Raw genomic sequence first — 23271 nt, forward strand, 5'->3', positions numbered from 1 at the left:
TCGTCCTTCCTGTATGAGAGTATGGCACTATTATAACAAAAAGACAGGCCCCGCCGCCTGTCTTTTTGTGCCCGGTTTTGTCAATTTGCCACAGCCGCGTTTTTTTCTTTTTTGTGCCGGAAGGACAACAAGAAAATAAGGGAGCTTACAAGGTATGCACAGCCCACAGCTATATAGAAGGGCTTTGCGCCAATAGCGTCAAACACCACGCCGCCCAGAAGATTCCCCAAAATCCCGGCCACAGAGGAAACAGAGGCGAAAAAGGCCTGGGCGCTGGCTTTCAGGTGATCCGGGGCCAGCTCATACACATAGTTTAAAGAGGAGCCGATAAACAGGCCGTTGCCCAGCCCGAAGAAAGTGCAGCAAAGCAGCATCCCTGGCAGGGAACCTGCAAAGGTGCCAAAGCCCAAGCATTCCAAAGCCATCAGCACCGGCGCTCCCAGCACCAGCACACGCAGTGGGAACCGCTGGCGCAGGCGCACCATAAATAAGAGGAAGGGGATCTCCATAAAAGCCCGGAGCGCCAGGATAATGCCATACTGTTCGGTGGAAACATGAATTTCGCCCATAAAATAGGGGATGAAATTTCCTTCACAGCTTGCAGCTATGTAAAAGATAAGCGCAAAGAAAAGAAAAGAGACATAAGCCTTGTTCTTAAAGAGTTCCCCCAGGTTCATGCCGCCCTTTTCCGATTTCCCGGCTTTGTCCCGGCGGGGCCTGGAATTTGGCTCCCGGGCAAGAATCACGCAAATAATAGCCGGTATCATCAAAAGCCCGCTTATCCAAAAGGTGTTAGGCACCCCAACCTTAGGCAGGACAGCGGCAATCCATATGCTTCCTACTGTGAACAGCAAAGAGCCAAGCCCCCGCAGCACGCCGAAATTCAGGCGCAGCTCATTGCAGTTTCGCACCAGCAGGTTTTCATCAAAGGTGGCAACAGAGCCGCGGAAAAAGTTCAGGGCAGGAATGAAGCAGGTAAAAAGCAGGGGGGAATAGGGCAGGCCTGTAGGAATAAGGGGCACCAGGGCATACAGGGTGGAGCCTACCCCCAGGACAAGGATAAGAACCTTGCGGATAGAACCAAACTTATCGCTTACCATGCCCCAGAAGGATACGGAAGCAATGGTGACCGCAGAGGAGATGGCATTGAGCACGCCTAAATTTGACGCGGAGAAACCCACGCTCTGCAGGTAAACGCTCTGATAACAGCCAAAGGCCCAGGCGAACCAGAAAAGCCCGGTAACGCCCAGCAGGATAAGGGAATGGCGGCCGGCCGGCCCTAAACGGGAAAAGATACGGTTCATGAGGAATAGACCTCCTTTTAGTCCTGTAAAAAATAAAATAATACACCTCAGTCTTTGCACAGATTATAGCAAAGCGCGTGTTCTGTCAATGGGTTTTTGAAAAATAATAGGGGAAAAGGGAAAGTATTTTTCAGGCGGGTGAAAAGCCCCAATAAAGCGGAAAAAAGGGCAGAATTTTTTGGCAGGGGAAAAAGAAAATACAGCTTGCAAAGCGGCAGAGCAAATGCTATAATCATAAATTAAATACAAGCCCGAGAGGAAGAAAAAAACCAGGAAATTCATGAGAAAGAGAGAGGTGTGCAAATGCTGAACATGGAGTATCAGGAAAAGTTCACAAAAGAGGGCCTGACCTTTGACGATGTTCTGCTTATCCCGGCAGAATCCCATGTATTGCCCAGCGAGGTGGATTTTTCTACACAACTGACCCGCACAATCAAGCTCAACGCCCCCATCCTGACGGCGGCGATGGACACAGTGACGGAGTCGGATATGGCTATTGCCATCGCCCGGGAGGGCGGCGTGGGCGTCATCCACAAGAACATGCCCATTGACCGGCAGGCTGACCAGGTGGACAGGGTGAAGCGCTCGGAAAACGGCGTAATCGCGAACCCCTTCTTCCTCTCTCCCGACAACCTGGTGCGGGAAGCCGATGAGATTATGGGGAACTTCCGCATTTCCGGCGTGCCCATCTGCGAGGACGGCAAGCTTGTGGGCATTATCACCAACCGGGACATGCGCTTTATGGAGGACAGCGACTTTGACCAGCCCGTAAAGAATGTGATGACAAAGGGCAAGCTGGTCACCGCCCCGGTGGGCACCACCTTAAAGCAGGCCCAGGAAATCCTCCGGGAGCACCGCATTGAAAAGCTGCCCCTGGTGGACGAGAACATGCGCCTGAAGGGCCTTATCACCATTAAAGACATTGAAAAGGCTGTGCGCTATCCCAATTCCGCCAGGGACGCAAGCGGCAGGCTGCTGTGCGGCGCGGCCATTGGAGCCACAGCCGACGTGCTGGACAGGGTGGCAGCCCTGATAGAAGCCCAGGTGGATCTGGTGGTGCTGGATTCCGCCCATGGGCACAACAGCGGGGTTATCCAGGCTGTAAGCAAGGTGAAAAAAGCGTATCCCAATTTGCAGGTGGTGGCAGGAAACATCGCAACGGCAGAGGGTGCCAAAGCCCTTATCGACGCCGGCGCGGACTGCGTGAAGGTAGGCATTGGCCCCGGATCCATCTGTACCACCCGGGTGGTGGCAGGCATTGGCGTGCCCCAGGTTACCGCCGTATATGACGCGGCGATGGAAGCCAGCAGGCAGGGCATTCCGGTCATTGCGGACGGCGGCATCAAGTACAGCGGCGATCTGGTGAAGGCCCTGGCAGCGGGAGCCGCGGCGGTTATGCTGGGATCCATGGTGGCTGGCTGCAAAGAAGCCCCTGGCGAGTATGAGCTGTATCAGGGCAGGCAGTTCAAGGTGTACCGCGGTATGGGCAGCCTGGGGGCTATGGGCAAGGGCAGCAGCGATCGGTACTTCCAGGGCGAGCAGAAGAAGTTTGTGCCTGAAGGCGTGGAAGGCCGGGTGCCCTACAAGGGGCCGCTGGCGGATACCGTGTTCCAGCTTCTGGGGGGCCTGCGCTCCGGCATGGGCTATACAGGCTGCGCCAATATCCAGGAGCTGCACGATAAGGCCCAGTTTGTGCGCATCACCGGGGCGGGCCTGAAAGAAAGCCATCCCCACGATATCCAGATTACAAAGGAAGCCCCCAACTATTCCTTTAACCCGTAAAAGCAAGCCCTTAAAATTGGTTTTCCGGTCAAACGCTTTTTCAAAAGGGTTTGCGGGATTCCAAAGGGCAAAGCCCTTTGGGCGCAGCCCGCAGGCTGCGAAACCTCCCCTGCCTCAGAAATTTTGCCAAATAAACGCAAAAACCTCTTGACAAGCATCGAATCTTGTATTATAATAAATAGCGCCTTAGACTTATAAAAGTTAAGGCGCATATGTGGCGGCATAGCTCAGCTGGCTAGAGCATTCGGTTCATACCCGAAGTGTCGATGGTTCAAGTCCATTTGCCGCTACCATATGGCCCGGTGGTCAAGCGGTTAAGACACCGCCCTTTCACGGCGGTAACACGAGTTCGATTCTCGTCCGGGTCACCAAACAAAAAGACAAACACCGGGCCTGTACAAGCGGGTACCGGGTTTTCTTTTTCCGTTATCATACAGGAAAATTTGGAAGGGGACGTGTGCAATGTGTAAAAAGATTTTCGGGCTTCTGTTTTCCGTGGCGGTTTTGCTGGGACTTACAGCCTGCGGCGGGACAGGCCAGAGCCTGCCCAAGCTGGAGCTTCCTGAGGACGGGCAGATCCAGATGAGCAAAATCGGCAGGCCGGACACCCTGGAAGGCCTGTGCGAGTATATGGCAGAGGGACTGGCCTTTGCCGGGGATCCGGTGGAGATGTCCTATAAGGAGATCGGGGCCATCGCCGGCGTGCGGTACAGGTTCACCTATAACGGCAGCACTGTGCAGGTGGAGTTCTATGAATTCGATCTCGACAACCTGGATGAAAAGGGCAAGGCCTGCTTGGACAGCGTTCAGGAAAAGGGTGTAATCACAGTGCTGGACAACGAGGTGCCTGCCGTGCTCAATGGAAAATACCTGATGATTTATACAGACACCAGCAAAAAGGAAGAAAACACAGCCCAGAAGGAGCGGGTAGAGCAGTTGTTCCTGGATTTTGCCGGGTTTAAAGCCAATTAAAATTTGTATGCACAGCCAAAAGCGCTGCCTGAGCGGGCCTGCGGAAAAGCAGGCCCGCTTTTTTGCGCCAAAAAGGGGAAAGGTAACAAAATTGATATAAGCAATTCCCGGCATAAACCCTGTAAAGCCTTGATTTCCCGGGAAAATAGGAATAAAATAGAACATAGCTGTATATGCAGCCATTCAGGAATGAAAGGAAGAACTGGAATGGATAAAAACAAGCAGGCCATGGTGCAGATGAAAATCCAGCGCACAATGCAGGCTTTGGCAAAAAACAGGATCCCCGCCTTTTACGCCCCCACAAAGGAGGATGCGGTAAAGCTGGTGGAAAGCATGATGGAGCCTGGAAACGTAATCTCCTGCGGCGGCACCGTAACCCTGCGGGAAACAGGCATCCGGGATTTAATGCTCAGCGGCAAATATACGTTTTTAGACCGGGAAGCCATGAACCCAGAGGAAGTTTACCAGAAAACCTTCAGCGCCGATGTGTTCCTTACCAGCGCCAACGCCATCACCGAGGAGGGCCAGCTTTACAATGTGGACGGCCGGGGCAATCGGGTTGCCGCCATGATATACGGCCCTAAAAAGGTGATTGTGGTGGCAGGGGTCAACAAGATTGTCCGCAATGTGGACGAAGCCATTATGCGGGTGAAAACCACCGCCGCCCCTCCCAACGCCCTGCGCCAGAACATGGGCACCCCCTGCCAGCAGTTGGGAACCTGCGTGGGCTGCAAGGGGGATATGGCAGAGGGCTGCGCCGCCGAAACCCGCATGTGCTGCCATTATGTGGTGACGGGCTGGCAGAAAACAGAGCGGATCCATGTCGTGCTGGTGGGGGAGGATCTGGGATACTAGGCCGGTTTTTTTGAGGATAAAGGATGAAAAAGATAAAAAATATAAAGGAGGAGTCAAAAAGTGTCTTTAAAAGTTGGTATTCAGCTTTATTCCGTGAAAAATGCTATCGCCCAAAAGCCCTATGAGGTGCTGCGCCAGGTGGCGGAAACAGGCTACCGCTACATCGAGGCCGCCAACCATAACGCCATGCGGGATCCCGGGGTGGGCTTTGGCGTAACGGCCCGGGAGCTGAAACGTTCCCTGGACGAGCTGGGCCTGCAGATTGTGGGCTGCCATGTAAATCCCCTGCGGGAGGAGTACCTCCAGGAAGTGCTGGATTATCACGCGGAGCTTGGCAGCACCCAAATCGGCTGTGATATAGAGTTTTTCCCCTATGGGGATATGGACTACCTGAAGCGCCGCTGTGAAACCTTTAACCGCATTGGCGAGCTGTGCCAGGAGCGGGGCATGCGGTATTATTACCATAACCATTATCAGGAGTTCCAGCGCTTTGGGGATAAGCTGGTGTACGATATTATCATGGAGAACACAGATCCCGGCCTGGTTTACGCGGAGATGGATACTTACTGGATAGCCAGAGGCGGGCAGGACCCTGTCTCCTTCATGCGCAAGTATAACGACCGCCTCATCCTCCTGCACCAGAAGGATTTCCCCAAAAATGCCGGGGAGCCTCTGTGCATGTATGACGGCCTGGTGAGCCGGGATAAAGAGATAGACGGGGAGGTTTTCCAGCGCACCAAAAACCCCCTGAGCTTTACGGAAATCGGCACAGGCGTCCTGCCCATTCAGGATTATATCAGCGCGGCCCGTTCCTGCCCAAACCTGGACTATATTATTTTAGAGCAGGACGCCACCCAGCTTGACGAGTTGGAATCTATTTCTGTTTCCATGAAGGCATTTCAAAAATTCAAGGGAGTGGAACTGTAACCATGCGACTAAACCTGATGCCTGGGCATCGCCGGCGTTCCTATGAAATCGACATGACAAACGGCCCCATCCTGGGAAAGCTCATCCGCTTTTCCCTGCCCCTTGCCGCCTCCGGCATTTTGCAGCTTCTGTTCAACGCCGCAGACATTGTGGTGGTGGGGCGCTTTGCGGGCAGCCAGGCCCTGGCGGCAGTGGGATCCACCGGCGCTTTAATCAACCTGATTGTCACCCTGTTTATGGGCATTTCCGTAGGGGCAAACGTGCTTGTCTCTCAGTATTACGGAGCGGGGGACAAAAAGGGCCTCCACGAAACGGTACATACAGCCGTCTTTTCCAGCCTGCTGTTCGGCGTGGGGCTGATTGCCGTAGGCATTGCCTTGGCCCGCCCCATGCTGGAAATGATGGAGACTCCGGCAGACGTGCTGGATCAAGCTGTGCTTTACATGCGGATCTATTTCGTAGGTATGCCTGTCTTAATGCTCTATAACTTCGGCGCGGCCATCCTCCGGGCTGTAGGGGATACCCAGCGCCCCCTGTACTTCCTGATGCTGGCTGGGGTGGTCAATGTGTTGCTGAACCTGTTTTTTGTCATCGTCCTGCACATGGGGGTGGCAGGCGTGGCGGCAGCCACCTCCATTTCCCAGGCTGTGTCTGCCGGGCTGGTGTTCTGGTGCCTTGTAAAGGTAGACGGGGACTACAAGCTCTTCCCAAAAGAAATGCGCATTTATAAAGACAAGCTCTGGAAGATGATGAAAATCGGCCTGCCCGCCGGCATACAAGGGGCCTCCTTCTCCATCTCCAACGTGCTCATCCAGTCCTCCATCAACTCCTTCGGGGCCGTTGCCATGGCAGGGAACACCGCCGGGGCCAATATCGAAGGCTTTGTCAGCATGGGCATGGATTCCTTCTCCCAGGCAGCCCTGTCTTTCACAGGCCAGAACCTGGGGGCGAATAAGCCTAAGCGCGTAAACCGGGTGCTGGTTTTGTGCCTGCTGATGGCCTCCGCCACAGGCCTTGTCTTAGGGCTTACGGCGAACCTGTTCGGCCCACAGCTTCTGGGTGTCTATTCCTCCGATCCCGCTGTAATCGAATACGGCCTTATCCGCCTGCGCATCACCTGCATGTTCCAGTTTATCGGCGGCCTGATGGGGACTATGGTAGGCGTGCTCCGGGGCCTGGGCGCTTCCCTCATTCCCATGGTTATCACCATCTCCTTTGTGTGCGGCTTCCGGGTGGTGTGGATTTTCACAGTCTTTGCCGCTGCCCCCACCCTCCAAAACCTCTATGTCTCCTACCCCGTCACCTGGGGCCTTGCCGCCCTCTTCGACTTCATCTGCTTCTTCTTTGTCAAGCGGAATATTGAGAAAAAACGAAGCGCTGCCCAGGGCACATAGCCCCTGCCTTTTTGCAAATGCTTTCCCGCATAGCCGCCATTCCTGTGGGCAAGAATACTGACTATACTATATCTTGCATATTTTAAAATTGTAAGGAACCCAAAGGCCACGGAACATTTGACGGCACAGGGGACATTTGCTATAATATAGACAGTATAAGCTGATTTTGGCGGCTTTTGCGCAAAAATGGCGGGAGGAAGTCCTGCCGGGAGAAAGGAAGTCGGGTCTATGCAGTATTTCGGTGTACCCACCTGCCCTTATTGCAAGAAGCGGGTGAACCTTATCAGGACATGGTCCTTGAAGCGCCAGGGAGAATACCAGTGCCCCCGCTGCGGCGGCATCTCCAATATCTATCTGTCCCCCCTGATTTACGTGGTGGCCCTGCTGGCCCTTTTTGCCGGAGGCGCGGTATATTTTTTCCACAAATTCGTGCTGAATGATATCACCCTGGATACAGCCTTGCAAGTGTTCATCCCCTTTGCCCTTTTCTTCCTGTTCAGCGTTTTCTTCGTATACCTGGCAAAGCCGGTGATTAAAAAGGTTTCCCGGGATGAGCTGGAGAAGAAAAAGCGGGGCAGATCCAAAGAGCCAGCCTCCAGTACGGGCGCGCTGCCCCAAACAGGCCGGGCATATTATGACGGGGCAGACTATCCTCCCCAGCAGGTGCAGCCCGCCCCGCCTCCTGTGCAGCTTTCTCCCCGTCCCCGCCCTGAAAGCAGGCAAAGGCCCGCCCCTGTGCCGGAAGCCCAGCAGCCCCTTTCCCGCCAGTTAGAGGGTACCGCACCCCAGAGTCCTGCGCGTCCCCAGACAGCGCCGCCCCGCCCCCAGGCCACCGCCGCCCCGGCCTATCCCCAGCCCGGCTCTTCCCAGCAGGCGGCGCGCAGGCAGGCCCCTGCCCCCCGGCAGCAGGCGGCTGCGGCAATCCGGCCTCCCGTGCCTGTAAGCCGCCCGCCCCGGCAGGCACAGCCCGTTTCCCGGCCTGTGCAGTCCTCCGTCCAGGAGCCGCCCAGGGCTGCCGATGACTTTTTCGCCAAGTATGACGATCCGGCCTATGTCCAGCGCCGCCTTCAGGAGATAAAGCGCAAGGACGGCTGATTCTTCTCCCCTGCAGAAGTGGATTTGCCGCCTGCTTGGGGGATGCATTTACAATGCATCAAAAAGAAGGCCTGCTCTGGCTTCTTGCCGGGGTCAGGCTTTTTTATGTGATTTACCTCTGCCATCCCGGGAAAAGCCCCCTATAGGGGAAATTTGCGGCCTGCAGAGGCATTTTTTTGCCAACATTTGTTTACAAACAGGTGAAAACCTGCTATACTAATATATATGTAAATCACCATGCGATACAGGGTTCGCACAAAAAGAAATGAAACAGCAGCCTTTTGTGCCCGGTATTGTTCCTTTCCCCGCATTTTTCACAGGAATCTATAACAAGCCCTGGGGGAAAAGGAACTGGCGCAAGTGTTTGAGATTGGGAGGGCCTCTTTTGGATATCAATGAAATGACGGACATGACGAAAACCGATAAAGCCTATGACGGCGACCAGATACAGGTGCTGGAAGGCCTGGAGGCTGTGCGCAAGCGGCCGGGCATGTATATCGGCTCCACCGGTCCCAGGGGCCTGCACCATCTGGTGTATGAAATTGTAGACAACGCCATAGACGAGGCCCTGGCAGGCTTTTGCGACAAAATCGTGGTGCGCATCCTGCCGGGAAACGTCATCTATGTTTCCGACAACGGCCGGGGCATCCCAGTAGGCGTGCAGCATAAAACGGGCCTGCCCGCCGTCACTGTGGTGTTCACCATCCTTCACGCAGGCGGCAAGTTCGGCGGAGGAAGCTATAAGGTTTCCGGCGGCCTTCATGGGGTGGGCGCTTCTGTGGTAAACGCCTTGTCCCAGTGGCTGGAGGTAGAGGTTGTCCATGAGGGCAATGTGTATTACCAGCGGTTCGAACGGGGCGCGGCTGTTACGGAGCTTATCAATAAAGGCCCCGCGCCGGAGGGGCGCAAAAGCGGCTCCATTATCTGCTTCCAGGCTGACCCGGAAATTTTCAAGGAAACCACCACCTACAGCTACGACACCCTCCAGACCCGCCTGCGGGAGCAGGCTTTCCTGAACGCCGGCATCAATATTGAACTGCGGGACGAGCGCAATCCGGAGGAGCGCATGCCGGAAGAGCAGTCTCTGGAATATCCCCTGGTGCACAGCTATTTCTATGAGGGGGGCATCAGTTCCTTTGTGGAATACCTCAATAAGAAAAAGGCTGTGGAAACCATCCATCCGGATGTCATCCGTTTCAGCGCTGTGGCCCAGGACAATAATTCCACAGCGGAAATCGCCATGCAGTATACAGACAGCTTCAACGAGTTCATCCTTTCCTTTGCCAATAATATCCGCACCACCGACGGCGGCACCCACGAGGATGGCTTCAAGCGGGCTTTCACCCGGGTGATGAACGATTACGCCCGGAAGTACAACATCCTCAAAGAGGCGGATAAGAACCTTTCCGGCGAGGACGTGCGGGAGGGCCTCACCTGCGTTATCAGCGTGAAGCTGAAGGAAGCCCAGTTTGAGGGCCAGACAAAGGGCAAGCTGGGCAACACGGAAATCAGCGGGCTGGTCAGCTCCATGGTCTATGAAAAAATGATGACCTATATGGAGGAAAACCCCGCCACAGCCCGGGCCATTTTTGATAAAGCCCTCACAGCCTCCCGGGCCAGGGAAGCGGCCCGCAAGGCCCGGGACTTAGCCCGGCGCAAAACAGCACTGGAAAACAATTCCCTTCCCGGCAAGCTTGCGGACTGCCAGTCCCGCAACCCGGAGGAAACAGAAATCTATATCGTGGAGGGCGACTCCGCAGGAGGCTCCGCCAAAGGCGGGCGGGACAGGAAGTTCCAGGCCATCCTGCCCCTGTGGGGAAAAATGCTCAACGTGGAAAAGGCCCGCCTGGACAAGGTGTATGGCAACGAAAAGCTGATGCCTGTGGTCACAGCCCTGGGCACAGGCATTGGGGAAGACTTTGACCTTGCAAAGCTGCGGTATGGGAAAATCATCATCATGGCCGATGCCGACGTGGACGGCTCCCATATCCGCACCCTGCTGCTCACCTTCTTCTTCCGCTTTATGCGCCCCTTAGTGGAGCAGGGCCATGTGTACCTGGCACAGCCCCCCCTGTTCCGCATTACCAAGGGCAAGCGGCATTATTATGCCTTCTCCGATCCCCAGCGGGATCAGATTATGGAGGAGCTGGGGGGCAATTACGAAATCCAGCGTTACAAGGGCCTGGGCGAAATGGACTCCGACCAGCTTTGGGAAACCACTATGGATCCCGCAAACCGCACCATGCGCCGGGTAGAGGTGGAGGACGCCGCTCAGGCAGATGAAATCTTCACCATCCTCATGGGCGACAAGGTAGAGCCGCGCCGGGATTTCATCATCGAAAACGCCCAAAAAGCTAATTGGGATGTTTAAGACGCGGACTGGTGGGCTGTATCCCCCGCTGCGGGAAGAGTTCCCGCAGCTCACGTGCGCCATCGCGTTCTCCGGGCTGCTCCCGTTGACACGATTTCAGTCAGAGTGGAATATACAGATAAAGTTTTTGAAGAGTCCAGGGAAAGCTTTTTTCAAAAAGTTTCCCTGACGGAGTTTGAGGCGGAGCCTCAACCAGGAGAGGAAGGAATAAATGGATCAGGAAAACAACCCCATGTCCCCGGAACAGGAGCAGGAAAGCGGGCGGATTATACCTGTCAACCTGACAAAAGAGATGGAGCAGTCCTTTTTGGATTATTCCATGTCCGTCATTGTACAGCGCGCCCTGCCCGACGTGCGGGACGGCTTAAAGCCCGTACACAGGCGCATCCTCTACACCATGTTTGAAAATACCCTGTGGCCCGAAAAGCCCTACCGCAAGTGCGCCGACACCGTAGGCGCTGTGCTGGGGCGGTATCACCCCCATGGCGACGCTTCCGTATACGATGCCATGGTGCGCCTGGCCCAGGATTTCTCCATGCGGTATATGCTGGTGGACGGCCATGGTAACTTCGGTTCCGTAGACGGCGACCCCCCCGCAGCCTACCGTTATACGGAAGCCAAGATGAACAAGCTTTCCGTTGCCATGCTGGACGATATCGACAAAGATACCGTAGACTTTAATCCCAACTATGACGACCGCCTGAAAGAGCCGGCTGTGCTGCCCAGCCATTTCCCCAATATCCTGGTAAACGGTTCCACCGGCATTGCGGTGGGCATGGCCACCAATATCCCGCCTCACAACATGGGCGAGGTGATAGATGGGGTATGCTGTCTCATCGACAACCCCGAGGCCACCTTGGAGGATTTGATGGAGCACATCAAAGGGCCGGACTTCCCCACAGGAGGCATTGTCATGGGGCGCTCCGGCATCCGGGCGGCCTATGCCACAGGCCGGGGCAAAATCGCTGTGCGGGCCAGGGCGGAAATTGAGGAAAACGAAAAGACCGGGCGCTCGAAAATCATTGTCACAGAGCTGCCCTATCAGGTGAACAAGGCCCGGCTCATTGAAAGCATTGCGGACTTGGTAAAGGAAAAGCGCATCGACGGCATTTCCAATGTGGACGATCATTCCGACCGCAACGGCATGCACATTGTCATTGACGTGAAGCGGGACGCTTCCCCCCAGATTGTCTTAAACCATCTGTACACCCTCACCCAGCTCCAGATCACCTTTGGCGTGATTATGCTTGCCATTGTAAACGGCAGGCCGGAGGTTTTGAACCTGCGGAAAATCCTGGAGGAATATATCTCCTTCCAGATGGAGGTTATCACCCGGCGCACCCGGTATGACCTGAAAAAAGCCCAGGACAGGGCACACATCCTGGAGGGCCTGATGGTAGCCCTGGACTTTATCGACGAGGTAGTCAGCATCCTGCGCCATTCCAAGTCCATCCCCGAGGGCAAGGCCGCCCTGATGGAGCGGTTCGATTTAGACGATCCCCAAACACAGGCCATTGTGCAGATGCCCTTAGGCAGGCTCACCGGCCTGGAGCGGGAGAAAATTGAGGAAGAGCTGAAGGCTTTGAAGGAGAAAATCGCAGACTTTTTAGAGATCCTCCAAAGCGAGGCCCGCCGCCTTGCCATCGTGAAGGACGAAGCCCAGAGCATGAAAAAGCGCTTTGGGGACGAGCGCCGCACAGAGATTGCCGCCATCAGCGGCGAGGTGGACATCGAGGATCTCATCCCCGTAGAGGAATGCGTCCTCACCATGACCAATTACGGCTATGTGAAGCGCCAGAAAATGGATACCTACCGCACCCAGAAGCGGGGGGGCCGGGGTGTTGCCGGCATGAACCGCCGGGATGAGGACGTGGCCACAGAGCTGTTCGTCACCGGCAGCCATGACTATGTGCTCTTCTTCTCCAGCCTGGGCCGGGTATACAGGCTGAAATGCTATGAGATCCCCGAAGGCTCCCGCGTAAGCCGGGGCATGAATATCAAAAACCTGCTGCCCCTGCAGGGAGATGAAAAAATCACCTCCATGATACGGGTGGAAAGCTTTGACGAGGACAAGTACCTGGTGATGGTGACCAGGTGCGGCGTGGTCAAGCGCACAAAGCTTTCCGCTTACGACACAGCCCGGAAAGCCGGACTTATCGCCATCGATCTGGACGAAGGGGATTCTTTAAGCTGGGTGCGGGTAACCAGCGGCACAGACCAGCTTCTGGTAGCCACGAAAAAGGGCATGGCCCTGCGCTTCGCGGAAACGGACGTGCGGGAATTAAGCCGTCTGGCACGGGGCGTGCGGGTGATGCAGCTTAAGGAAGGGGACTGCATTGTGGGCATGGCTGTGCTGCGGGAGGGCGCCTATGTGCTCACCGTGACGGAAACAGGCTTTGGCAGGCTCTCCAGCCCTGATAACTACCGCATCCAGAAGCGGGGCGGCAAGGGCCTGCTGAATTACCACGTAGACCGCTTCGGGGACGTGGCCTCTATCCGGGTGGTAGACCTGGAGGACGATGTCATCCTCATCTCCGAGGACGGGGTCATTATCCGCATTATGGCCTCCTCCATCCGGGTATGCGCCCGGCCCAGCAAGGGCGTGCGGGTGATGAAGCTCCAGGAGGGCAGCCGGGTGGCAACCCTGGCCCGGGCGCCTCACGAGGAAGGCGAAGCCACAGATGAAGTCGAGGATGACGGCAGCGCCGAGGAAGGAGCCGAAGAGGCCGGACAGCAGGAAGAATGAGGAATTCCCGGAAAGCCTTCCTTTTTGAAAATACGCCATAAACGAGCCTGGCGCCCGCTGAGAAAGCCGTTGCTTTTCAGCGGGCGCTGTTCTATTGAAAGAAGAAAAGATGTTTTGTCTGGCAATGCTTTCCCTCAAATCACCAGATATAGGGGAAGAAACAGGATTTTTCCCTTCCATATGCAAGATAAGCCTTTTTTCCACGAACGTGGAGAAAGGTGTTGAAAAACCCGGCAGATTTATGCTATACTAAAAACAACAGCGCACAATTTATGGACTGCTGTCTCAAGCAGCGGTAAGCCCCGTCTGTAAATTTCCGGCCCGGCATGCTGCGGAAGAATGAGTCAGTATTGCCCGAACATATATTGTGTAATGTGCAAACAGTTTTTTGGACAGCCAGAAAGCTGTTTTAAGAAGCCGTACCCATAGGAGCCGCGGGAAATTTGTACCGCACCCAGCTGGCATGGTTTCTACAAGCGTCTCTTGCCTTTAGGGAGGCGCAGGCATTATCCAAGAGAGGAAGGAAGCACATGGGAAAGAGCATTAAGAGGACTGTTATTTTGCAGGCGTCTGCCACGTTGCTGGCAGTGCTGCTGTTTAGCGTGGTCATTGTAGTCAACCTGGCGGGCATACAGGATGCCCAGCAGGGAAGCATACAGGCAAATGATCTAATGAACCAGGTGCAGAAAGCCGAGGTGGCCCATTACAAATGGTCTGCAAACCTGAGCAACGCCCTGTATGCGGGCACAGAGTTTACGGGCAGCATGGATCCCACCACCTGTGTGTTGGGCCAGTGGCTGTATGGGGATCTGGGAACGGACGATCCCACCATCCTGGAATTACATAAAAAGATAGAGCCTTTGCATAAGGAACTGCATGCCTCCGCCAGCGTGGTGCTGGATATGCTGGCTAAAAACCCAGAAGAGGCCCAGGCCTATTATCAGGAAACCATCCAGAGCAACCTTACCAGCCTGGTGGGGTATTTGGATCAGATAGTGGAGCGCACCACTGAAATAGACGAGGAAACCCTGGAAGATGTAAAGCATGCCATCCTGATGCTGTTTGTGCTTTCCTGCGTCTGCGTAGTGCTGGCTTTGGCCTGCCTTATCAGCCTGGTGCTGTATGTGTTCAAGCATGTAGTAAAGCCCATCCTGAAAATCAGCGAAAAGACCAAGCCCCTGCAGGAAGGCCGTTTGGATATCAACCTGGAATATAAATCCCAAAACGAGCTGGGCGCTATGGCGGACACCTTGGAAAAATCCATGACTCGCATACAGGAGTATGTAGAGGATATTAACCGCATTATGGGGGAACTGTCCGACGGCAACTTCAATGTGGGCACAGCTATGCCCTATATGGGTGATTTCAGCACCATTGAAAATTCTATCGACAGCTTCACCACCAAGCTTTCCAGCGCCATGTCCAATATTAACAACGCTGAAGGCAAGGTTTCCCAGAACGCAGAGCATCTCTCCAGCGGGGCGCAGGCCCTGGCTCAGGGCGCCACAGAGCAGGCAAGCGCTGTGCAGGAGCTTTACGCCACCCTGGACGAACTCTCCAAGGGCGCGGCCCAGAACGTGGAAGCAGCCTCCACTGCCATGGAAAATGCCCGCAAGACTGGCGAGCAGGTAAACGTGAGCAGCGAGCAGATCCGCCAGATGGTGGCGGCTATGCAGGATATCACCACCGCTTCCCAGGAAATCGGCAAGATTATCTCCACCATTGAGAATATCGCCTTCCAGACCAATATCCTGGCCCTGAACGCCGCTGTGGAAGCTGCCCGGGCCGGATCTGCGGGCAAAGGCTTTGCGGTGGTGTCTAGCGAGGTGCGTACCCTGGCAGGCCAGTCGGATCAAGCCGCAAAGGCCACCCGGGAGCTTATTGAGAATTCCATTAAGGCCGCCCAGCGAGGCAGCCAGATTGTGGAAGAGGTGTCCGAAACCCTGCAGACCACCCTGGAACTGGTACGGGATTCCAACAGTTCCATCAGCGTGATAGCCGAAGCGGTGCAGGGCGAGGCCGAGTCCATTGCCCAGGTCACAGAGGGTATCAGCCAGATTTCCCAGGTTGTGCAGAACAACTCCGCCTCCAGCGAGGAGTCTGCCGCCGTCAGCGCCGAGCTGTTCCAGCAGGTAAATATCCTCCGCGAGCAGACCAAACGCTTCAATTTGAAGTAGGCTTTTGCCTCTGGCGGCTTAAGGGATGTTTTTAAGGAAAACAGGGAGTGCACCAAAGTACAATACTATAGACCCGAAGCAGAGAGCGTAAAAAATGATGTAGAAAAGTGCAAAACTCTCTGCCCGTCTGAGACGGTAGAACTGGATGAGCTGTACTGGTTTCTGGAACGCAAGCCCCGCATGGAAACGCGGGAAAATATCTATATCATGACAATAGTGAGCAGGAAGCCACGACAAATCTTCCCGAACAATCCAGCGGATGGCGGACGCAGCCCCAGAGGCTCGGAAGTACTGCACAGATGGGCATAGCGGCCATCTGGACGTGATCTTCCCTGGAAAGCACATCTTCAATGTCCAAAACAACCGTGACACCTTCACAGTGGAAGGTGTCACGGTTGTTTTGCGCCATTATATCCCGACTTTGGCATGGCGCAGCAGGCGCTTTCCATCAAGCTAGAGAACCTTCAGGCCGTTCTTACTGTTTTCGTTCGCGCTTATAACCGCTTTGGAGCACAGAAAAGCCGTTATCTCTTTCGTCATTCTGGCACTGCTGTTCCTTTTTCTCTCTTTGACTTCCTTTAACTCTGCTTTTGGACACTTCCCTTTGCAGGGGGAGTGTCCAAAACAAGTATTTTGAAAAGCGGAGAACCACAAAAGTTTCGTCCACCTTTTCAAAGGTGGTGGGGTTTTTTAGGGGCAAAGCCCCTAAACTGCCGGAGGCATAAAACGCGCGAAAGGACACTTCCTTTGCAGGCGGCGCATTGACACAGCCTGTCTCTGGTGCTATAATGGCAAAAAGCGAAAGGAGGAAAAGAAAGATGGTTTGTAAGCTTTATGGGAAGCCTGGGGAATTTTTGGAGGAAAACCGGGACTTCCTGCTGGAAAACGAAGCCCTGGTGCATCTCAATCTTGGTAACGCCCAGGCCCACCGGGAAGAAGCCTGCCACCCTAGCCTGCTCTTTGGCCGGTATGAGGAAAACGGGGAAATGTGCCTGCTGTTCGGCAACACCGCGCCCTGGAATATCTGCCTGAACGCGCCCCAAGAGACGGCAGCTTCTATGCAGGCTGTAAAGGAGCTGGCCCGGTACCTGCGGGAAGAGAACATAGAAATCGCGGGCGTTACCGCCCGGAAAGACCTGGCAAAGGCTTTCATGGAAGCTTACGGCGGCACTTTCAGCCTGTGGACTGCCATGGACATCATGGTGCTGAAAAAGGTTATCCAGCCGGAAAAGCTGCCTGGGGCTGTCCGGAAAACCACCGGGGATGATATGGGCCTTGTGGCGCAGTGGTGCCATGGCTTCTATCTGGACATCCACGGGGAAGACCACAGCCTGGAGGACATCCGCAAAGAACAGGGCGGACGGGTGGAAAACGGCCTCTATTATCTTTTTGAAGCGCCCGGGGAGGGGGCCGTCTCCATGGCGGCTGTGTTCCGCGACCTGCCCCACGGGACATGTATCAGCGCGGTATACACCCCGCCCCAGCACCGGGGCAAGGGCTACTGCCAGAACACAGTCGCCGCCATCTGCCAGGAAAAGCTTAGGGAGGGCAAAGACTACTGCACCCTTTTCGTGGACAAGAAAAACCCCATCTCCAACCGGGTATACCAGAAAATCGGCTTTGAAATCATAGAAAACTGCTATGAATACAAGCTTGTGAAATAGGAACGGAAAAAACAAAAAAACCCTGGGAAACCCCAGGGCCTTTCCTATGCATTTTAGATCCAGCGTTACGCTGCTTACTTCAGCTCGACCTCAGCGCCAGCCTCAGTCAGCTTGGCCTTCAGGGCCTCGGCGTCATCCTTGGAAGCGCCTTCCTTCACGGTCTTGGGAGCCTCGTCAACCAGAGCCTTGGCTTCCTTCAGGCCCAGGCCGGTGACTTCCTTCACAACCTTGATAACGTTGATCTTGTTGGCGCCGGCAGACTTCAGCACAACGTCAAACTCGGTCTTTTCCTCAGCAGCAGGAGCGGCAGCAGCAGGAGCGGCCACAGCAACAGCAGCGGGGGCAGCGGCGGATACGCCGAACTCCTCTTCCAGAGCCTTAACCAGCTCGGAAAGCTCCAGGACGGTAAGGGCCTTTACTTCTTCAATCAGGTTGGTTACTTTCTCAGACATGGGTAAATACCTCCATTTAAAATTCTCTTTTCAGCTTAACTTAATCCGGGGACTTATGCCCCCTGCTTCTCCGCAATGGCGTTAAGCGCGATTACCAGGCCGCGCATAGTGCCATTGAGCACATTGGCAAAGCCCTGGATAGGCCCGTTCAGGCCGCCCAGAACCTGGGCCAGCAGCACTTCCTTAGAGGGCAGCTTCGCCAGGGCGTCGATGCTCTTGGCGTCTACCGCGCCGCCGTCAATAAAGCCGGCCTTCACCTGGAAGTTCTCATTATCCTTGGCGTAATCGGAAAGGATCTTCGGGGCCTCGGTGTAGCCGTTCTCGCTGTAGGCAATGGCGGTGGTGCCGTTGAGGCACTCGTCCAGGCCCTCGATTCCCGCATCCTTAAAGGCGCGGGACAGCAGAGTGTTCTTCACAACCTTATACACACAGCCGGCTTCCCGCAGCTGCTTGCGCAGCTTTGTGTCCTTCTCCACGGTGATGCCGTTGTAGTTTACCAGCACGCCTACGTTGGCCTTTTCAAAGGCTTCCTTTAAAGCCGCCACCTGCTGCTGCTTCTGCTCCAAAATTTTCTCACTAGGCAATTCGTTTCACCTCCGGTTGCCGTTCCATTTGAAAAGGGATAAAGCCAAAAGCTTTCGTCCTTTTCAAAGGGGACGTGTTTCAAAACAACATAAAAAGCGCCTTTCCCGGCAAAACCGCAGGAAGGCGCACAAACGCTGCAAAAAACCTAAGCACAACGCTTGTCTTTCCCTCGGCAGGCCGGTCAACCCGTTTACACAGCGCTTATGGCTGTTACCTGCTGTCTCTGGTTCTGGACAGCTTCTACAATATACCACACCTCCCTGGCTTTGTCAAGCACTTTTTCCGCAAGGGAAGTATCCAAAAGCAGAGCTAAAGGAAGCCAAAGAGTGAAAAAGGGACAGCAGCCCCAGGATGGCGGGAGAGATAACGGCTTTTCTGTGCGCCAAAGCGGTTATAAGCACGAACGAAAACAGTAAGTACGGCCTGAAGGTTCTCCATCTTTCTGAGAAAGCAGCTGCTGCGCCGGACCAGAGTGGGGATATAATGCCGCAGGTCAAAAGTGACACCTTCCACGGTGAAGGTGTCGCTTTTGTTATGGACATTGAAGATGTGCTTTCCAGGGAAGATCACGTCCAGATAGCCGCTATACCCATCTGTGCAGTATCTCTTCGCTTCAGGGGCTGCGTCCACCATCCGCTGGATTGTTCGGAAAGATTTGTCCGCACTCACCACATGACCTGCAATTTGTGGTGGCTTTCTTCTCACCCCGCCGCTTCCGGTTCCTTCATGGCCCCCTCAAAAGAGGGCATCACCCCGTCGGAGCAGAATTTCCGCTTGCACAGGCTGTAGGCCCGCTCTTCATACAGCTCGCAGGCCTCCCGCGCTGCAGCCTCATTTCCCTCAACCATTTTATCCAGGTTGTCTTCCAGATATTGCAGCTTCTCGTCCAAATCTTCTTTCCATTTTTCCTGATCCGCCTGGAACGCCTCCTGATCCTCCGGGGAAAGCAGGCTGAGGCAGTCCTCAAAAGCAATGGGAATCAGCCGCGCCCATTTTTCCGTAGCATGGATATAGGCCCAGGTAATGTCATCAAAGTTGTTCGCTGAATCCAACTCCTCCTGGAGCGCCGCTTCAATGGGGTTCTCCGCCCACACCTCGTCAAAGTTTGACGGCAGGGAGGAAGCGGAACCAGGCCAGGAAGAGGGCGCGGAGGTAACATTCGGCGTAGGCGTTTGCGACAGGGAGGCCTCCGACGAAGACGGCACAACAGAAGGGGAAGAGGATGCGGGCGGCTGCTCTGTCCCCTGGCAGGCAGCTAAAAGCAGGCAAAGCCCCCAGGCCGCGAAAAAGGTACGCATCAGTCTATTCTTCATAAACGCCTCCTACAAAAGCCCCTGCTCTACCAGCCGGGCCGTTTTCAAAATGCCAATTTGGGTTTTCGCGTCAGGGATCTCATTCCTGCACACCATCTCCACCGCCTTTTCCAGGGGTACCCGCTCTGTGCAGAGGAATTCGTCCTCATCCAAAGAAAGTTCCTCCGCGTCCCCCTGGGTGCGGCAGGCCCACAGGCGGATAATCTCCCCGCAGTAGCCCGGGGTGGGATACACCTGCCCCAAAGAGATGTAGTTTTTGCTGGCAGTGCCGGTTTCCTCCCGCTGCTCCCGCTTCACAGCCTCAAAGGGATCCTCTCCCGGCTCCAGCTTCCCAGCAGGCAGTTCCAGCAGCACTTGCTTATAGGGATAGCGGAACTGCCGGACAAAAATCACCTCGTTTTGCTCAGTCAGAATGCACACGCTCACCCCGCCGGGATGATCCACCACCTCCCGCAGGGCGGGCTGGCCGTTTTCCAGTTCCACATCATCCACATGGACGCGGATAATCCGCCCCCGGAACATTTCCTTTTCCGATAGTGTCTTTTCATACAGCTTCATAGGCTTTCTCCCGTATCTGTAACATAAAATTTTTTGAAGATTCCTAAGAAACTTTTTGTAAAAAGTTTCTTAGGCCTCCGGAGGCATTTACGCGAACTTGTTCATCACCAGCCCGGTAATCAGCTTGGGATAGAAATAGGTAGACTTCTGGGGCATCTTCTCCCCCTTTGCCGCCACCTGGCCGATTTCCTCCACCCGGGTAGGATTCAAAAGGAAGCAGCAGTTGCTCTCACCAGCGTCCACAGAAGCCACCGCTTCCCCGGCAGACCGGGTGTAGGTAAGGTTTTTCTGGCTTGCCATGTTCTCCTTGTCAATGCCCAAAAGCCGCTCCAGCACCAGGGTGTGGAGGATAGTCACATCCAGCCGGCGGGAGGCGGTGCTCAAATGGGGCAGGATTTCGTCCAGCAGGGCCTCGTCCTTTAACGTGATGGTCAGCCACTTCTGCCCGTCATAGAAGGCAAAGGCGTGCTTCCCCTCCTCATATGCTTTGGAAAGCTGTTCTTCCGCGGCCTGCTGCCCCTCCTGCATCTCCACCAGGAAGTGCTCTTCGCAGGAAACCATCAGGTCGTGGCCGGAAAATCCCTCCAGCCCCCGCACAAGCCTGTGGGTGGGGAACACCACCAGCCCCGGATCCCCCATATCCACCAGCATCATCATCACATAGTCCGCTCCCGGGCAATAGGCGTCCTGTTCCCGCAGCCAGTTCCGGTAGTTGAGGGCAGTCTCATAGCGGTGGTGCCCGTCGGCAATATACAGCTTCCGGGAGGCAAAGTCCTCCTGCAAGGCCCGGATGGCCACTGGATCATTTACCACCCACAGGCGGTGGGTCACTAGGCCGTCGGAAAAGCTGTACCGGGGGGCTGTGCCCGCCGCCAGATTGTCCAGGCGCTGACGGGTGGTATGGCCTTCGTCCTGATAGAGGGAGTAAATCTGGCTGAAATTACAGCCTGTTGCCTGCATCAGTTGAAAACGGTCCTGCTTTGCCTTGCTGAGGGTTTCCTCGTGGGGCAGCACCACCCCGGCGGAAAACTCTTCCAGCCGCACCAGGCAGATAAGCCCCCGCAAAGCCTTCCTTTCTCCCTTATCCACCTGGGAAAGGAACTCCTCTTCATAGATATACACGCCCTCCTCCATGTCCTGCCGGAGAACGCCCTCCTCCAGCCACTGGGCCAGGGTGCGCCCGGCAGAAGCATATGGCCCGTCAGGGCTTTCGCTGTCCCGGGGCAGCTCCAGCCGGATAACGTTTTGCGGGTTGCGCCCTAAAAAGGCCTGCCGCTGTTCCTCGCTGATAATATCATAGGGGGGGCAGGTCAGCTCCTCAATTTTCCCCGCCTTTTCCAAGTCGTACCGCAAAGCCTTAAAGGCCTGAATGTCTGCCATACAGGTATCCCCTTTCCATGGTTAACTGCTATTTCTGCAAGAAATAATAGAAAAATGTCATCGTATATTCCCCCGCCCTATGGGCGGGGGAATATACCCCTGTTTCCTACTATTGTGTGCAGAGGTAATATATCCATATTGTAAGCGCTGGGGGCCGTCCCGTCAAGGGAAAGCCGCAAATCTTTCCCTGCGCCGCACTGGAAAGAATCACCAGGATTTCACGTAATATTCACATTATCCGGGTAAAATAACAACTGGCGCGGCCTGGGGCTTGCAAACCCGCCCGGTTTGCGTTATTATGTAAACGCTGTATCTCAAAATACAGAAATTAGTTTTTTCGATCAACCCTTTTTTCAAAAAAGGGTTGCAGGGTTTGGGGCGAGGGTTGCCAGTGGCAACCGCTCCGAGCCGACCGAGTCGGCAGGCGAGAAGAGTCCCAAGGTCTTAAGAGCCGGCAGGCGAGAAGAGTCCCACGGCCTTAGAGCCGGCAGGACAATATCAAGACAGGAGGAATCAGGACATATGGTAGAGGTAAAAAACCTCACAAAGCGGTACGGGGGGAACCTGGCCCTGGACAATGTAAGCTTTACCATTGAGGAAGGCTCCATCGTGGGCTTCCTGGGGCCAAACGGCGCGGGAAAGTCCACCACCATGAACATCATCACCGGGTATCTTTCCGCCACAGCGGGAGAAGTGACGGTGTTCGGCAAAAGCATTCTGGACGAGCCGGGCGAGGTGAAAAAGCTTATTGGCTATCTGCCGGAGCAGCCCCCCCTTTACCAGGATATGACGGTAAAGGAATACCTGGAGTTTATGTACGAGCTGAAAAAGGTAAAGCTGCCAAAGGAGCAGCACCTGCGGGAAATATGCGGCCTGGTGCGCATTGAGGAGGTGTACGGGCGGCTTATCGGCAACCTTTCCAAAGGCTATAAGCAGCGGGTTGGCATTGCCCAGGCCCTCATCGGCAACCCCCCTGTGCTGATACTGGATGAGCCTACTGTGGGCCTTGACCCCAAGCAGATTATCGAAATCCGCACCCTGATAAAGGCCTTAGGGCAGAACCACACGGTTATTTTAAGCTCCCACATCCTGCCGGAGGTGCAGGCTGTGTGCCAGCGCATTATCGTTGTCAACAACGGCCGCCTGGTGGCCGACGGCGCCACAGACACCCTGGCCCACGATCTCTCCCAGGATCACCGCCTGATCCTGCGGGCAGAAGGCCCGGAGCAGGAACTGCTGGCGGAAATCGGCAGGCTGGAGCATGTGCAGGAGGCAGTCTCCCTGGGAGAAAAAGAGCCTGGGGTGTTTGAGATTAGCGTGGAGGCCCGGCAGGATTATGACCTGCGCCGGGATCTCTTCAGCCTTTTGGCTGGGAAAAACTGGCCCCTGCTGGCCCTGAAAAATTCCGACTTGACGCTGGAGGATCTGTTCTTGCAGCTTACCAGCTCTGACGAGGCACATGCCGCGGAGGACGGGGAAGCGGTTTCGGAAGAGCCTGCCTTGGAGGAGGCTGGAGAGGAGCCGGAGGAAGGGGAAGAAACCCCGGAGGAGGACGCCCCGGCAGAGTAAGGGAACGGCCCCTTCCCAAAAATGACATATATGTAATTAGATTACAAACAGGTTACAAAACAGCAGGTTTTTCCCTGTTTTTTACCCAGAATTACCATTATTAACAGTTTATTCACAATTGATTTTC

At 55.1% G+C, this 23271-nt stretch carries 18 protein-coding genes and 2 tRNA genes; 13 read left to right on the forward strand and 7 right to left on the reverse strand.

Features of this window, described 5'->3' with window-relative positions:
- Positions 1-80: 80 nt before the first annotated feature.
- Positions 81-1304, reverse strand: a complete 1224-nt coding sequence (locus VSQ30_RS18060; protein WP_334466190.1) for an MFS transporter — start codon at positions 1302-1304, stop codon at positions 81-83.
- A 303-nt stretch (positions 1305-1607) separates the two neighbouring features.
- On the opposite strand from VSQ30_RS18060, the gene guaB reads away from it, so the two are divergent.
- From guaB to VSQ30_RS18120, 12 genes are all read left to right on the forward strand, one after another.
- Positions 1608-3086 carry an IMP dehydrogenase gene (gene guaB / locus VSQ30_RS18065; protein ID WP_160642865.1) on the forward strand — a complete coding sequence of 493 codons (1479 nt, stop codon included), beginning with the start codon at positions 1608-1610 and terminating at the stop codon, positions 3084-3086.
- Positions 3087-3302: 216 nt separating this feature from the next.
- Positions 3303-3379 (forward strand) — tRNA-Met (locus VSQ30_RS18070).
- Positions 3380-3382: 3 nt separating this feature from the next.
- Positions 3383-3457: transfer RNA gene (locus VSQ30_RS18075), tRNA-Glu, on the forward strand.
- A gap of 91 nt (positions 3458-3548) precedes the next feature.
- Positions 3549-4058, forward strand: a complete 510-nt coding sequence (locus VSQ30_RS18080) for a hypothetical protein (protein ID WP_334466194.1) — start codon at positions 3549-3551, stop codon at positions 4056-4058.
- 207 nt (positions 4059-4265) lie between these two features.
- A complete protein-coding gene (locus VSQ30_RS18085) occupies positions 4266-4913 on the forward strand; it encodes a lactate utilization protein (RefSeq protein WP_334466197.1) in 648 nt (215 codons plus the stop codon).
- A gap of 60 nt (positions 4914-4973) precedes the next feature.
- Complete coding sequence (locus VSQ30_RS18090) at positions 4974-5840, forward strand: sugar phosphate isomerase/epimerase family protein (RefSeq protein WP_160642862.1); 867 nt, start codon at positions 4974-4976, stop codon at positions 5838-5840.
- Positions 5841-5842: 2 nt separating this feature from the next.
- On the forward strand, positions 5843-7234 hold the full coding sequence (locus tag VSQ30_RS18095; protein WP_334466202.1) for an MATE family efflux transporter: 1392 nt from the start codon (positions 5843-5845) through the stop codon (positions 7232-7234).
- Positions 7235-7462: 228 nt separating this feature from the next.
- A complete protein-coding gene (locus VSQ30_RS18100) occupies positions 7463-8329 on the forward strand; it encodes a hypothetical protein (protein ID WP_334466204.1) in 867 nt (288 codons plus the stop codon).
- A 400-nt stretch (positions 8330-8729) separates the two neighbouring features.
- On the forward strand, positions 8730-10700 hold the full coding sequence (gene gyrB, locus VSQ30_RS18105) for a DNA topoisomerase (ATP-hydrolyzing) subunit B (RefSeq protein ID WP_502876330.1): 1971 nt from the start codon (positions 8730-8732) through the stop codon (positions 10698-10700).
- A 211-nt stretch (positions 10701-10911) separates the two neighbouring features.
- Positions 10912-13446: a DNA gyrase subunit A gene (gene gyrA / locus VSQ30_RS18110; protein ID WP_334466207.1), complete on the forward strand. Its 2535-nt coding sequence runs from the start codon at positions 10912-10914 to the stop codon at positions 13444-13446.
- 530 nt (positions 13447-13976) lie between these two features.
- On the forward strand, positions 13977-15623 hold the full coding sequence (locus VSQ30_RS18115) for a methyl-accepting chemotaxis protein (RefSeq protein ID WP_160642860.1): 1647 nt from the start codon (positions 13977-13979) through the stop codon (positions 15621-15623).
- Between the two features lie 818 nt (positions 15624-16441).
- A complete protein-coding gene (locus VSQ30_RS18120) occupies positions 16442-17287 on the forward strand; it encodes a GNAT family N-acetyltransferase (RefSeq protein ID WP_334466210.1) in 846 nt (281 codons plus the stop codon).
- A 74-nt stretch (positions 17288-17361) separates the two neighbouring features.
- Here the strand turns inward: VSQ30_RS18120 and rplL are convergent, their stop codons facing one another.
- From rplL to VSQ30_RS18150, 6 genes are all read right to left on the reverse strand, one after another.
- On the reverse strand, positions 17362-17739 hold the full coding sequence (gene rplL / locus VSQ30_RS18125) for a 50S ribosomal protein L7/L12 (RefSeq protein WP_160578582.1): 378 nt from the start codon (positions 17737-17739) through the stop codon (positions 17362-17364).
- A 53-nt stretch (positions 17740-17792) separates the two neighbouring features.
- Positions 17793-18323, reverse strand: a complete 531-nt coding sequence (gene rplJ, locus VSQ30_RS18130) for a 50S ribosomal protein L10 (RefSeq protein WP_160643960.1) — start codon at positions 18321-18323, stop codon at positions 17793-17795.
- Positions 18324-18633: 310 nt separating this feature from the next.
- Entirely contained in the window at positions 18634-18993 is a 360-nt protein-coding gene (locus VSQ30_RS18135) for a hypothetical protein (protein WP_334466221.1), read from the reverse strand.
- 32 nt (positions 18994-19025) lie between these two features.
- Complete coding sequence (locus tag VSQ30_RS18140; RefSeq protein ID WP_334466223.1) at positions 19026-19637, reverse strand: hypothetical protein; 612 nt, start codon at positions 19635-19637, stop codon at positions 19026-19028.
- 9 nt (positions 19638-19646) lie between these two features.
- Complete coding sequence (locus VSQ30_RS18145; RefSeq protein WP_334466225.1) at positions 19647-20195, reverse strand: NUDIX domain-containing protein; 549 nt, start codon at positions 20193-20195, stop codon at positions 19647-19649.
- 87 nt (positions 20196-20282) lie between these two features.
- The gene (locus tag VSQ30_RS18150; protein ID WP_334466227.1) at positions 20283-21575 is read right to left on the reverse strand and encodes a DUF1015 domain-containing protein; all 1293 of its coding nucleotides are present in this window, start codon (positions 21573-21575) and stop codon (positions 20283-20285) included.
- 522 nt (positions 21576-22097) lie between these two features.
- On the opposite strand from VSQ30_RS18150, the gene VSQ30_RS18155 reads away from it, so the two are divergent.
- Complete coding sequence (locus tag VSQ30_RS18155) at positions 22098-23144, forward strand: ABC transporter ATP-binding protein (protein ID WP_334466230.1); 1047 nt, start codon at positions 22098-22100, stop codon at positions 23142-23144.
- The last annotated feature ends 127 nt before the right edge of the window (positions 23145-23271 follow it).

Source organism: Acutalibacter sp. JLR.KK004 (assembly GCF_036941085.1).
Classification (GTDB): domain Bacteria; phylum Bacillota; class Clostridia; order Oscillospirales; family Acutalibacteraceae; genus Acutalibacter.